Origin of the sequence: Xanthomonas massiliensis (genome assembly GCF_900018785.1) — a bacterium.
GTDB lineage: Bacteria > Pseudomonadota > Gammaproteobacteria > Xanthomonadales > Xanthomonadaceae > Xanthomonas_B > Xanthomonas_B massiliensis.
On sequence record NZ_FCOY01000006.1, the window covers coordinates 917,696 to 930,448 of the forward strand.

The following is a 12,753-nucleotide window of genomic DNA, read 5'->3' on the forward strand; positions in this document are numbered from 1 at the left end:
TTCATGGCGCGGCCTCGAAGTCGAGCAGCGGGGCCTGCGCGGCCACCTGGTCGCCGACCGCGCAGCGCCAGCACGCCACGCGGCCGCGTGCCGGGGCGTTGATCGTGTATTCCATCTTCATCGCTTCCATGACCAGCAGCGGGGTGCCGGGTTCGACCCCCTGGCCGGCCTCCACGTGCACGGCGACGATGCGCCCCGGCATGGGCGCGAGCAGGCCGTCCTGGGCGTCGTGGCCGGCGCCCGGCCGGGCCAGCGGATCGTGCCGGTGCAGCACCGTCTCGCCCGCCGCGGTGAACACGTGCACGCCGCCGTCGCGGCCTTCGACCACCGCCGCGTGGCCGCCGCGCGTGCCCAGGCGCCAGCCGAAGCCGTCGTCGTCGCGGCTGGCGAGCGTTGCCGCCTCGCCGTCCAGGCGCAGGCCGTGCCCGCGTGCCGGGTAATCCACTGCCACGGCATGCGCGGCGCCATGCGCATCCTCGAAGCACAGCGTGCGATGCGCCGCACCGGCGATGCGCCAGCCATCGGCCCGCGCCCAGGGATCGTGCGGGTCGCCCGCCTGCGCCTGGCGGGCCTCGAGATCGAGGCGCCACAGCGCGGCCAGCCGCGGTGCCAGCGGGTCGAACGTGTCCGCGGCCGCCAGCAGTGCCGGCAGCTCGCGCTCGATCAGGCCGGTGTCGAAGCCGCCGGCGCGGAATGCCGGATGGTCCACCAGCGCGGCCAGGAAGCCCAGGTTGTGGTCGACGCCGACGATGCGCAGGCCGCGCAGCGCGCCCAGCATCCGCGCGATCGCGGCCTCGCGGGTGGTGTCCCAGGTGACCAGTTTGGCGATCATCGGGTCGTAGTACGGAGCGATCGCATCGCCCCGGTCCACGCCGCTGTCCACGCGCACGTGCGGCGGTGCGGCCGGCATGCGCAGGTCCTCCAGGGTCCCGGTCGCGGGCAGGAAATCCTGTGCCGGCCGCTCGGCGTAGACGCGTACCTCGATGGCATGGCCGTGCAGCGGGATCGCGTCCTGCGCCAGCGGCAGCGGCTCGCCGGCCGCCACGCGCAGTTGCCATTCCACCAGGTCCAGGCCGGTGATCATTTCCGTCACCGGGTGTTCGACCTGCAGGCGGGTGTTCATTTCCATGAAGCAGAACGTGCCGTCGCCATCGACGATGAATTCCACGGTGCCGGCGCCGACGTAGTCCACCGCGCGCGCGGCCGCCACCGCGGCCCGGCCGATGGCGTCGCGGAAGGCGGCATCCAGGCCCGGCGCAGGCGCCTCCTCGGCGACCTTCTGGTGGCGGCGCTGGGCCGAGCAGTCGCGCTCGTGCAGGTGCACCACGTTGCCGTGCGCATCGCCGAACACCTGCACCTCGACATGGCGCGGACGCAGCAGGTACTTCTCCAGCAGCACGCGGTCGTCGCCGAAGCTGGCGGCGGCCTCGCGCCGGCATGCCGCCAGCGCGGCGTCGAAATCGACCTCGCGCTCGACCACGCGCATGCCCTTGCCGCCGCCGCCGGCGCTGGCCTTGACCAGCACCGGCCAGCCGATGCGCACGGCCTCCTCGCGCAGGCGCTGCGGCGCCTGGTCCTGGCCGTGGTAGCCGGGCACCAGCGGCACGCCGGCGGCCTGCATCAGGGTCTTGGCCGCGGCCTTGGATCCCATCGCCTCGATCGCCTGTGGCGACGGGCCGACGAAGGCGATTCCGGCCGCCGCGCAGGCACGGGCGAAGCCGGCGTTCTCCGACAGGAAGCCGTAGCCGGGGTGGATCGCCTGCGCCCCGGTGGCGCGCGCAGCGGCGATCACCGCCGCCGCGTCGAGATAGCTCTCGCGCGCCGGTGCCGGGCCGATGCGCACGGCCGCGTCGGCCAGGCGCACGTGGCGCGCGCCGGCATCGGCATCCGAATACACGGCGACGGTGGCGATGCCGAGCCGGCGGCAGGTGGCGATGATCCGGCAGGCGATCTCGCCGCGGTTGGCGACCAGGAGCCTGGTAAACATCACGGCACCTCCCAGTGCGGCGAACGCTTGGCGAAGAAGGCGGCGATGCCTTCGCGCGCCTCGTCGCCGGCCCGGGCTTCGGCGATGCGCGCGGCGGTGTCGGCGGCCAGCGCCGCGTCGATGGGCCGGCCGGCCACGTCGACCATCAGCCGCTTGCATTGCGCCAGCGCGCCGGGCGCGGCGGCCAGCAACGCCATGGCCAGCTGCCCGATGCGCGCATCCAGGGCCTCGGCGGCGACCACTTCGTGCACCAGCCCGAGCCTTTGGGCCTCGTCGGCGCCGAAGCGCTCGCCGGTGAGGAAATAGCGCTGCGCCGCGCGCGTACCGATGGCGCGTACCAGGTACGGGCCGATGGTGGCCGGCACCAGTCCCAGCCGCACCTCGGTGGTGCCGAAGCTGGCCTGCGGGGTGGCGATGGCGATGTCGCAGGCGGCCACCAGCCCGCTGCCGCCGGCGAGCGCTGCCCCGTGCACGCGCGCGACGGTCGGCTTGGGGCAGGTGGCCAGCGCCTGCAGCAGCCGCGCCAGCGCGGTGGCGTCGCGCAGGTTGTCGGCGCGGGAAAAGCCGGCCATGCGCCGCATCCAGTCCAGGTCGGCACCGGCGCAGAAGCTCTTGCCGCGGCCGCCCAGCACCAGCACGCGCACGCCGGCATCGGTCGCCATTTCCTCGACGGCGACGGTGAGCGCGGCGACCAGGCGTTCGTCGAAGGCGTTGTGCACCTGCGGCCGGTTCAGCCACACGGTGGCCACCGCGCCGGTGCGCTCGATCTGCAGGATGTCCTGTCCGGTCATCGCGGGCCCCTACATGCGGAACACGCCGAAGCGCGTCGGTTCGATCGGCGCATTGCGCGCGGCGGCCAGGCCCAGGGCGAGCAGGCGCCGGGTCCGGGCCGGGTCGACGATGCCGTCGTCCCACAGCCGCGCGGTGGCGTAGTACGGGCTGGACTGGGCCTCGAAGCGCGCGCGCGTGGGGGCCTTGAAGGCTTCCTCCTCCTGCGCGCTCCAGGCCTGGCCTTGCGCCTGGAGCGCGTCGCGGCGCACCGTGGCCAGCACGCTGGCGGCCTGCTCGCCGCCCATCACCGCGATGCGCGCGTTCGGCCAGCTCCACAGCAGGCGCGGGGAGTACGCGCGCCCGCACATGCCGTAGTTGCCGGCCCCGTACGAGCCGCCGATCAGCACGGTGAACTTCGGTACCGAGGTGGTCGCCACCGCGGTGACCAGCTTGGCGCCGTCCTTGGCGATGCCGCCGTTCTCGTACTGGCGGCCGACCATGAAGCCGGCGATGTTCTGCAGGAACAGCAGCGGGATGCCGCGCTGGCTGCACAGTTCGACGAAGTGCGCGCCCTTGAGCGCGCTCTCGGAGAACAGGATGCCGTTGTTGGCGAGGATGCCCACCGGCATGCCGTGGACGTGGGCGAAGCCGGCGACCAGGGTGGTGCCGTAGCGGGCCTTGAACTCGTCCAGGCGCGAGCCGTCGACGATGCGCGCGATCACCTCGCGCACGTCGTACGGCTTGCGCGCATCGGCGGGGATGATCCCGTACAGCTCCTCCGGGTCGTAGCGCGGTTCCTCCGGCGCCTGCATCGGCAGCGGCGCCAGCGTGCGCGCGCCGAGGTTGGCGACGATGCGGCGCACGATGTCCAGCGCGTGGTGGTCGTCCTCGGCCAGGTGGTCGGCCACGCCGGAGATGCGCGTGTGCACGTCCGCCCCGCCCAGGTCCTCGGCGCTGACCACCTCGCCGGTGGCGGCCTTCACCAGCGGCGGGCCGCCGAGGAAGATCGTGCCCTGGTCCTTGACGATCACGGTCTCGTCGCTCATCGCCGGCACGTAGGCGCCGCCGGCGGTGCAGCTGCCCATCACGCAGGCGACCTGGGCGATGCCCTGCGCCGACAGGTGGGCCTGGTTGTAGAAGATGCGGCCGAAGTGGTCGCGGTCCGGGAACACCTCGTCCTGCAGCGGCAGGAACGCGCCGCCGGAATCGACCAGGTAGAGGCAGGGCAGGCGGTTCTGCAGCGCGATCTCCTGCGCGCGCAGGTGCTTCTTGACCGTCATCGGGTAGTAGGTGCCGCCCTTGACGGTGGCGTCGTTGGCCACGATCACGCATTCGCGCCCCTGCACGCGGCCGATGCCGGCGACCACCCCGGCGCCGGGCACCTGGTCCTCGTACATGCCGTGCGCGGCCAGCGGCGACAGTTCCAGGAACGGCGCGCCGGCATCGAGCAGGGCATCGACGCGCTCGCGCGCCAGCAGCTTGCCGCGCGCGGCATGGCGGGCCCGCGCCGCCTCGCTGCCGCCCAGCGCGGCGCGGTCGGTGGCGGCGCGCAGCTGCTCCACCTGCGCCAGCAGCGCCTGCCGGTTGGCGCGGAACGCATCCGAGCCGGTCTGGATCCGGGAGGCGATCACGCTCATGCCGCATCCTCGAACAGCTCGCGGCCGATCAGCATGCGCCGGATCTCCGAGGTGCCCGCACCGATCTCGTAGAGCTTGGCGTCGCGCCACAGCCGCCCGGTGGGCGAATCGTTGACGTAGCCGTTGCCGCCCAGCGCCTGGATCGCCTGGCCGGCGCACCAGGTCGCCTTCTCGGCGGCGAGGAGGATGGCGCCGGCGGCATCGCGGCGGGTGGTGCGTCCGCCATCGCAGGCGCGCGCCACCGCGTATACGTAGGCACGCGCGGCATTGAGGGCGACGTACATGTCGGCGATCTTGGCCTGCATCAGCTGGAACTCGCCGATCGCCCGGCCGAACTGGCGGCGCTGGCGCACATAGGGCAGCACCACGTCCAGGCACGCGGCCATGATCCCCAGCGGGCCGCCGGCGAGCACGGTGCGCTCGTAGTCCAGGCCGGACATCAGCACGCGCACGCCCTGGCCCTCGCGGCCGAGCACGTTCTCGGCCGGCACCTCGCAGTCGGCGAACACCAGCTCGCAGGTGTTGGAGCCGCGCATGCCGAGCTTGTTCAGCTTCTGCGCGGCGGAAAAGCCGGCGCAGCCCTTCTCGACGATGAAGGCGGTGATGCCGCGCGCACCGGCGGCCGGATCGGTCTTGGCGTAGACCACCAGCACGTCGGCGTCGGGACCGTTGGTGATCCACATCTTGCTGCCGTTGAGCAGGTAGCGGTCGCCGCGGCGCTCGGCACGCAGTTTCATCGACACCACGTCCGAGCCGGCGCCGGGCTCGCTCATCGCCAGCGCGCCGACGTGCTCGCCGCGGCACAGCCGCGGCAGGTAGCGGCGCTTCTGCTCCTCGCTGCCGTGGCGGCGCAGCTGGTTCAGGCACAGGTTGGAATGGGCGCCGTAGGACAGGCCGATGGCGGCGCTGGCGCGCGAGATCTCCTCCATCGCCACCACGTGGGCCAGGTAGCCCAGGCCGGCGCCGCCGTAGCGCTCCTCCACGGTCAGGCCGAGCAGGCCCATCTCGCCCAGTTGCGGCCACAACGCGGCGGGGAAGGCATTGTCGCGGTCGGCGGCCTCGGCCAGCGGGGCGACCGCGCCGGCGGCGAAGGCGCGGACGGCCTCGCGCAGGGCGTCGATCTCCTCGCCCAGGGCGAAATCCAGCGTCGGGACGGGCATGGTCGGGTCTCCTTGGCCACACGGGAACGGGCACCGCCCGGATCGGGCGGCGACCGGCATGTGTGGGGGAGTCATGCCTGATGCCGGGCAGGCTAGCGCAGCCCGGAGAAAAAGTGAATCATGATTCATGGAATGAAACCGGAATCACGACCATGGTCTACAAGCGCTCGGGCCTGATGGAGCGGCGCCTGGCCGACAACCGCCAGCGCATCCTCAAGGCCGCCCGCCGGCTGGTCGGCAGCGAGGGCTTCCGGGGCGCGCCGGTGGCGGCGGTGGCGGCCGCGGCGGGGGTGTCCACCGGCTTGATCTACCGGCACTTCCCGTCCAAGGCCGAGCTGTTCGTGGAGGTGCTGGACGCGGCGATCGCCGCCGAGATCGCCATCCTGCAGGACATCGCCGCCGGGCCGCAGCCGGTGGCCGAACGCCTGGGCCTGGCGGTGGCCAGCTTCGTGCGCCGCGCCCTGGCCGGCCCGGCGCTGGCCTGGGCCTTCATCGCCGAGCCGGTGGATGCCGAGGTGGATGCCGCGCGCATCCGCGGCCGGCGCCGCTTCGGCGCGGTGTTCAAGGCGTTGCTGGACGAAGGCGTGGCCGCCGGCGCCTTCCCGGCGCAGGACACCGAGGTCGCCGCCGCCTGCCTGGTCGGCGCCTTCACCGAGGCCCTGGTCGGCCCGACCGCCCCGCAGTGGCAACGCCGCGGCGACCCCGAGATCCTGGTGGGCGCGATCCGCGCCACCTGCCTGCGCCTGGCCGGAGCGGCGGATGAAGCCGCAGTCCGCGAGGGTGCCCGGGCCGTGCCTGCGGCCGGCCAGGGATAGCCCGGCATTCACGCCAGAGTTCCCGGTCGCGGACCATCGTGGCCGGCGGGGCCCTCCGGGGCTGCCTTCATTCAACGCAACAACCGAGGAGATCGACGATGGGCGAGGCAGGGCTTCCGCAGACGGTGGCGGTGATCGGCACGGGCACCATCGGCGCGAGCTGGGTCGCGCTGTTCCTGGCCAACGGGCTGGCGGTGCGCGCCAGCGATCCGGCGCCGGGGGCCGGCCAGCGCCTGCGCGATGCGGTCGTCGAGGCCTGGCCGGCGCTGGCCGCGCTGGGGCGCAGCGGCGGCCGCGACGCGGCGCAGGCACTGGCTGCGCTGACGTTCTGCGCCAGCCCGGAGGAGGCGGCCCGCGGCGCCGGCTGGGTGCAGGAGAACGCACCCGAGCGCATCGAGGTCAAGCGCGACACCTATGCGCGCCTGGAATCGGCGCTGGCCCCGGAGACGATCATCGCCTCGTCCACCTCCGGGATCATGCCCAGCGAACTGCAGCAGGGCATGGCGCACCCGCAGCGGCTGGTGGTCGGCCATCCGTTCAACCCGCCGCACCTGGTGCCGCTGGTGGAAGTGGTGCCGGGACGGGCTACCGACGAGGCCACCGTCGCGGCGGCCATGGCCTTCTACGCGGCCCTCGGCAAGACCCCGATCCGCCTGCACAAGGAGGTGACCGGGCACATCGCCAACCGCCTGCAGGCGGCGATCTGGCGCGAGGCGATCCACCTGGCGCGCGAGGGCGTGGCTTCGGTTGCCGACATCGACCTGGCGGTGTCGGCCGGGCCCGGCCAACGCTGGGCGATCATGGGCCAGAGCGCGGTGTTCAACCTGGGCGGCGGTCCCGGCGGCATGGCCCATTTTCTCGACCATCTCGGCCCGGCGGTGGAGACCTGGTGGGCGGACCTGGGCACCGCCCACCTGGACGCGCCGACCCGCGCCATGCTCATCGATGCCTTCGGCACGCCGGACGCGGCCAGCTTCGAGCACGCCATCGCCCGGCGCGATCGCGCCCTGCTGCGCCGGCTCAAGGCACTGGACGAGGACAAGGCGGATCCCTAGGAAGGAAGAGCCCGGGGAAACGTGCCCGGGCCGGCGATGCGCGCGTGCCGGCGGCGGCCGCCTGCCCGACCAGGGACCGGTCGCGGTTCCGGCACCGGTGCGCGCGCTGCTAAACTGCGCGGCCTCGGCCCTGTAGCTCAGCTGGATAGAGCGGTCCCCTCCTAAGGGACAGGTCGCACGTTCGAATCGTGTCGGGGCCACCAATAAAACCGGGGGATTAGGCCGGACCGTCCCGCTGCCGCCGGGGGGCGGGCCTGCCCAATGCCCGGGTGCGGATCTCCATGTCGCCTGCCGTTGCAGGGGTAGCACCACCGCCATACCGGCGATCGCGCGACGCGAGCTGGGCTCTGGCGGACATGGATGAACCAATCCCCCGTGTCACGGCCAGCCTTGGGGCTGGCCGTGACAGCTGTTGCGCGACGAATGCCGATCGGGCCATTCGTGATGCTGGGAATCTACTGCTTTCCGGCAGAATCCGGCAGCGCGTAGGCGATCACGTAGTCGCCCACGTCCGGCGAATGGCTGGTGCCGCCGGCGGAGATCACCACGTACTGCCTGCCGGTCTTCGGCGAAACGTACACCAGCGGCGCAGCCACGGCACCGACGGGCAGACGCGCCTTCCACACTTCCTTGCCGGTGGCCGCGTCCAGCGCACGCAGGTAGTAGTCCTGCGTACCGGCGAAGAACACCAGGCCCGAGGCGGTCGAGGTGGGGCCGCCCAGGGTCGGCATGCCGATCGGCATCGGCAGGCGGGTCTTGATGCCCAGCGGGCCGGTGTCCTTCACGGTGCCCAGCGGTACCTGCCACACCAGTTTCCTGGTGGTCAGGTCGATGGCGCTCATCGTGCCGAACGGCGGGTCCACGCAGGGCACGCCCAGCGGCGACTGCAGGATGTCGATCTTCACGCCGCCATAGGGGCCGGCCAGCTGCGGACGGATGGTGCCCATGAAGCCGGGCACTTCGTCGGTGGACACCTTGAACTTCCTGGCATCCTCGCGGGTGATCAGCTGCATCCGCAGCGCCATGCGCATGTCGTTGACGAACATCAGGTTGCGCGATTCGTCGATCGACACGCCGCCCCAGTTCATGCCGCCCAGCAGGCTGGGCCACTCGATGTAGGGCTTCTCGCTGGGCGGCGTGAAGGCGCCCTGGTAGTTGGAGTCCTTGAACTTGATGCGGCAATACAGCTGGTCGAACGGACTGATGCCCCACATCGAGCGCTCGGTGAGAGTGTCGGCGCCGATGATCGGCATGCCCACCGAGAACGGCTGGGTCGGCGACAGGGTGTCGCCCTGCGCGTGCGGGGTGGTCGGCACCGGGCGTTCTTCAACCGGCGTGACGAACTCGCCGGTGCGTCGGTCCATCACGAAGATCTGGCCGGTCTTGGTGGTCTGGATCAGCGCCGGCACCTTGCGGCCCTGCGCATCGGTCACGTCGTGCAGCACCGGCTGCGAGGGCAGGTCGTAATCCCACACGTCGTGGTGGATCAGCTGGCGCACCCAGCGCACCTTGCCGGTGGCGGCATCCAGCGCGATCACCGCCGAGCCGTTCTTCTCCTTGGCCGGGTTGCGGCTGCCGCCCCAGTAGTCGGGCGGGCCGTTGCCGGTGGGCAGGTAGACCAGGTTCAGCGCGTGGTCGTAGGTCGGGATGGTCCATACGTTCGGCGTGGCCAGGGTGTAGTCCTCGCCCGGCTTGGCCAGTTCGTTGGGCTTGCCCACGTCCCAGGCCCAGGCTTCCGAGCCGTCGCGCACGTCGTAGGCGCGCACCACGCCGGAAGGCTCGCCTTCCATGATGTCGCGCACCCAGCCGCCGATCACGGCCAGGTGGCCCATCACCACCGGGATCGAGGTCGGATGGTAGCGCTTGCTGCCCTCCACCGGGCCCATGTGGGGCTTCAGGTCCACGACGCCGTTCTGGCCGAAGCCGGGGCACTGCGCGCCGGTGGCGGCATCCAGCGCGAACAGGCGCGCATCGACGGTGGACACCAGGATGCGGCGGCGGCAGGCCTGCCCGGTGTACGCGGCCTTCTGCGCGGCGTCGAGGCTGGCGTCCTTGTCGATGTCGTAATAGCCCACGCCGCGGCAGGTCACGTGCTCGGCGGTGTGTGCCTTGGGATCGAACGTCCAGATCGCCTTGCCGGTATCGGCGTCGATCGCGGCTACCCGGTTTTCCGGCGTGCACGAATACAGCGAGGTGCCGATCTGCAGCGGCGTGTTTTCGTCCACGCCCGTGCCCGAACCGGTGGTGCGGCGGCCGGTGCGGTAGGTCCACGCCACCTGCAGCTGGTCGACGTTGGCCGGGGTGATCTGCTCGAACGGCGCAAAGCGCGTGCCGGCGGCATTGCGGCCGAAGAACTCCCAGTCACCCGGGTTGGCCGCAGAGGCCTTGGCGGCGGCCGGATCGGCGGTGATGGCCACCGGGTTGGAGATCGTGCCGTGCGGGAAGAACGCGGCCACCAGCGTGGCCAGCAGCGCGACGAAGGTGGCCAGTGCGCCGGTGTTGCCCAGCCGGCGCGTGATGGCCGACACGCCCGGATAGGCGGCACCGGACCACAAGGTCATCATCAGCACCAGCGCCGGGAACACCAGCCGCGGCAGCAGCTCCCAGTAGCCGAAGCGCGGCGTGTCCAGCAGCGCCCACACGGCGGTGGCGAGGAACACCAGCAGCGAGAAGGCGGCGGTGCAGCGGTGGCGCAGCAGCACCAGCACGCCCAGTGCCAGGTAGGCCAGGCCGGCGATCAGGTAATAGGCGGAGCCGCCGAGCTTGAGCAGCGCGATGCCGCCGTAGCCCAGCGCCACGCCGGTGGCGAGGACGATGAGGGCGAGCAACAGCCGGGGGATGGCGCGCCAGGCGCCTGCGCGGCGTGGAGGAAGGGATTCGATCATAAATAATTCTCCGGGGGGGGGAGGTCGTGGGCGACGGTCACGGTCATGCCAGCGCTGCGCGTGGCCGCGAACGTGTCGCGCATAGATCGGGGACTGGACGTGGCCCAGTGTTGATTGCGGACCCTGGCGTGCGAAATGCCGTCGATTGCGCTGGCGGGATCCGGTGCGCCATTTTGCCGCATCGGCCGACTGTTGTCCGGCCCCGGCCATCGGACTTGGTCCTTAACGGGAAGCGGACGGGTATCGCCGCTCAGTCGGAGGTGGACAGGCCGGCCTCTCCCTGTGTCTGCAATGCGAATGCCTGGCGCAGCGCCACCAGACCTGCGTCGCGGCCCTGGCCGGGCGGTCGCGAGCGCACCCGCGAAGGCGAGGCATCCAGACCCTGGCGCAGCGCATCGGGCGCCGGCAGGTGGCTGGTGCGCTGCGCCTGCGCGCGCCAGTACGCGGCCATCCGCGGCAGCACCCGGTCGATCGCCTTGGCGTTGACAGGCGGCGGGCCGAGGCGCGCTCCAGTACGTTCAGGCCGACATGGGTCTCCTCGAGCAGGTCTGTCGTGGCCAAGTTTTAGTGGATACCGGGATAGGAGATTTCAGGCAGTGGCTTTCCCATAATCGTTTGGGAATCGATAGGCGAGAATGAGGTGCAGCCGGCGCATCCGGTGGCGGCCGGCAGGCAGCATCCTGCACTCCGATCCGGCAGCCAGTTGCGGAGTCGTGACTACCAGAACCATCTCAAGGGTTGGTCTGTTCAATGAATGCAGTCGATCATTGCGTCGGCAACGCAGCCTGCGCGTGCTTCTCCGGACGGCTCAGGCGCGAACGCGTCTACCGCACGAAATACCCGACACTCGATACGGCAAGGCCCGATGTGTTCGAATACATCGAGCGGTTCCGCAATCCGAGGATGCGGCGCAGGATTGCCAGGCAAGATTTGAAGTTGTCCACCCCTTCACGACCGGCCGTGGTTTCGGGGGTGGCTCCCCGGCCAACCTGTCCGTGCGGCCGGATCCGGCGCGCACCGGCTCTGTAACGCGGGGCTGGTTCTGGTGTACAAATGTACACCATGAATCCGCTCTCTCCCCGCCGCGCCGCCATCCTCGCCTTCCTGCGCGAACGCATCGCCGACGGTGCCGCCCCCAGCCTGGCCGAGATCGCCGCCGAGTTCGGCTTCGCCTCGCGCAACGCCGCGCAGAAGCACCTGCAGGCGCTGGCCGAGGCCGGGCTGGTCGAGCTGCAGGCCGGGCGCAAGCGCGGCATCCGCCTGCCGGAGCGGGCGCGCGGCCGGGGCAGGGCGGTGATGCTGCCGGTGCTGGGGCGGGTGGCCGCCGGCCGCCCGGTCGGCGCCGACATCGGCCTGGACCGCCAGCTGTGGCTGGACCGCGGCCTGTTCTCGCTGCGCCCGGACTACCTGCTGCAGGTGCAGGGCGATTCGATGGTCGACGACGGCATCCTCGATGGCGACCTGGTCGGCGTGCACCGCAGCGCCGATGCCCGCGACGGCCAGATCGTGGTGGCGCGGCTGGACGAGGAGATCACCATCAAGCGGCTCGAGCGCGGCCGCGACGGCATCCGCCTGCTGCCGCGCAACCCGGCGCATGCGCCGATCGTGGTGCCGGCCGATGCCGACTTCGCCATCGAAGGGCTCTACTGCGGCCTGATCCGCCAGGGCTGACGATGGCCGGAGTCCCGCCATCGCGCCCGCGTGTCGGCACTGCACTTGCCCCCGACCCGCATCGCCGCGTTGCCGGCCGTGCCAGGACGGCCGGTCGCGGCGGCGGCCGGCGCCTTGCGCCGCAGGTCGATGGCGGCGCGCGGGATCGGCCGTGAGCATGGGCGCGATACCGGCCCTGGATGAGCTGCTGGCGGCGCGCACGGTCTGGCGCGCCGGCCGCGGCGGCGTGCATGCCGACAGCGGCGAACCGACCGGCCATGCCGCGCTCGATGCGGTGCTGCCGGACGGCGGCTGGCCGCGCAAGGCGCTGACCGAGCTGCTGTTGCCGGCCGACGGCGTCGGCGAGATCGCCCTGCTGCTGCCCGCGCTGGCGCGGATGACCGCCGGCGGCGGCCGCGTGGTGCTGGTGGCGCCGCCGTACATCCCGTATGCGCCGGCCTGGCAGGCCGGTGGGGTGGAGCTGGCGTCGATGGAGGTGATCCAGGCCGAGCCGCGCGATGCGCTGTGGGCGTTCGAGCAGTGCCTGCGCAGCGGTTGCTGCGCCGCCGTGCTCGGCTGGCCGCAGACTGCCGATGCGCGCGTGCTGCGCCGGCTGCAGGTGGCGGCCGACAGCGGCGACTGCTGCGGCTTCGCCCTGCGCGACCGCCGCCACGCGGTCAACGCCTCGCCGGCCGCGCTGCGGCTGGAATACCTGGCCGAGCAGGAGGCGTGGCGGGTGCACAAGTGCCGCGGCGGGCAGCTGCCGTCGCGGCCGCTGCGGCTGGCGCGGTGA

General features: G+C 72.1%; 10 protein-coding genes, 1 tRNA gene and 1 pseudogene. 6 read left to right on the top strand and 6 right to left on the bottom strand.

Annotated elements, in window-relative coordinates; genetic code table 11:
- Position 1: 1 nt before the first annotated feature.
- Genes BN3794_RS07160 through BN3794_RS07175 form a run of 4 tightly spaced genes read right to left on the bottom strand, consistent with a single transcriptional unit; the run spans position 2 to position 5,555 of the window.
- The gene (locus BN3794_RS07160; RefSeq protein ID WP_066095355.1) at positions 2-1,987 is read right to left on the bottom strand and encodes an acetyl/propionyl/methylcrotonyl-CoA carboxylase subunit alpha; all 1,986 of its coding nucleotides are present in this window, start codon (positions 1,985-1,987) and stop codon (positions 2-4) included.
- Entirely contained in the window at positions 1,987-2,778 is a 792-nt protein-coding gene (locus BN3794_RS07165) for an enoyl-CoA hydratase-related protein (protein ID WP_066095359.1), read from the bottom strand. The genes BN3794_RS07160 and BN3794_RS07165 overlap by 1 nt, the downstream gene beginning before the upstream one ends.
- Positions 2,779-2,787: 9 nt before the next feature.
- The gene (locus BN3794_RS07170) at positions 2,788-4,395 is read right to left on the bottom strand and encodes a carboxyl transferase domain-containing protein (protein WP_066095366.1); all 1,608 of its coding nucleotides are present in this window, start codon (positions 4,393-4,395) and stop codon (positions 2,788-2,790) included.
- A complete protein-coding gene (locus BN3794_RS07175; protein WP_066095369.1) occupies positions 4,392-5,555 on the bottom strand; it encodes an isovaleryl-CoA dehydrogenase in 1,164 nt (387 codons plus the stop codon). The genes BN3794_RS07170 and BN3794_RS07175 overlap by 4 nt, the downstream gene beginning before the upstream one ends.
- Before the next feature lie 152 nt (positions 5,556-5,707).
- Here BN3794_RS07175 and BN3794_RS07180 point away from each other — a divergent pair, with 152 nt between their 5' ends.
- From BN3794_RS07180 to BN3794_RS07190, 3 genes are all read left to right on the top strand, one after another.
- Positions 5,708-6,370: a TetR/AcrR family transcriptional regulator gene (locus tag BN3794_RS07180; RefSeq protein ID WP_066095372.1), complete on the top strand. Its 663-nt coding sequence runs from the start codon at positions 5,708-5,710 to the stop codon at positions 6,368-6,370.
- A gap of 98 nt (positions 6,371-6,468) precedes the next feature.
- Entirely contained in the window at positions 6,469-7,425 is a 957-nt protein-coding gene (locus BN3794_RS07185; protein WP_066095375.1) for a 3-hydroxyacyl-CoA dehydrogenase NAD-binding domain-containing protein, read from the top strand.
- 126 nt (positions 7,426-7,551) lie between these two features.
- Positions 7,552-7,628, top strand: a tRNA-Arg gene (locus BN3794_RS07190).
- A gap of 252 nt (positions 7,629-7,880) precedes the next feature.
- Here BN3794_RS07190 and BN3794_RS07195 read toward each other — a convergent pair.
- Both BN3794_RS07195 and BN3794_RS07200 read right to left on the bottom strand, forming a co-directional pair.
- Positions 7,881-10,310: a membrane-bound PQQ-dependent dehydrogenase, glucose/quinate/shikimate family gene (locus tag BN3794_RS07195; RefSeq protein WP_066095378.1), complete on the bottom strand. Its 2,430-nt coding sequence runs from the start codon at positions 10,308-10,310 to the stop codon at positions 7,881-7,883.
- Positions 10,311-10,560: 250 nt separating this feature from the next.
- The gene (locus BN3794_RS07200) at positions 10,561-10,761 is read right to left on the bottom strand and encodes a hypothetical protein (RefSeq protein ID WP_066095380.1); all 201 of its coding nucleotides are present in this window, start codon (positions 10,759-10,761) and stop codon (positions 10,561-10,563) included.
- Positions 10,762-10,969: 208 nt separating this feature from the next.
- On the opposite strand from BN3794_RS07200, the pseudogene BN3794_RS16320 reads away from it, so the two are divergent.
- From BN3794_RS16320 to imuA, 3 genes and pseudogenes are all read left to right on the top strand, one after another.
- Positions 10,970-11,339: pseudogene (locus tag BN3794_RS16320) on the top strand (hypothetical protein); the annotation flags it as partial.
- Positions 11,340-11,372: 33 nt separating this feature from the next.
- Positions 11,373-11,981, top strand: a complete 609-nt coding sequence (gene lexA / locus BN3794_RS07205) for a transcriptional repressor LexA (protein ID WP_066097137.1) — start codon at positions 11,373-11,375, stop codon at positions 11,979-11,981.
- A 157-nt stretch (positions 11,982-12,138) separates the two neighbouring features.
- Positions 12,139-12,753: a translesion DNA synthesis-associated protein ImuA gene (gene imuA / locus BN3794_RS07210; RefSeq protein ID WP_066095383.1), complete on the top strand. Its 615-nt coding sequence runs from the start codon at positions 12,139-12,141 to the stop codon at positions 12,751-12,753.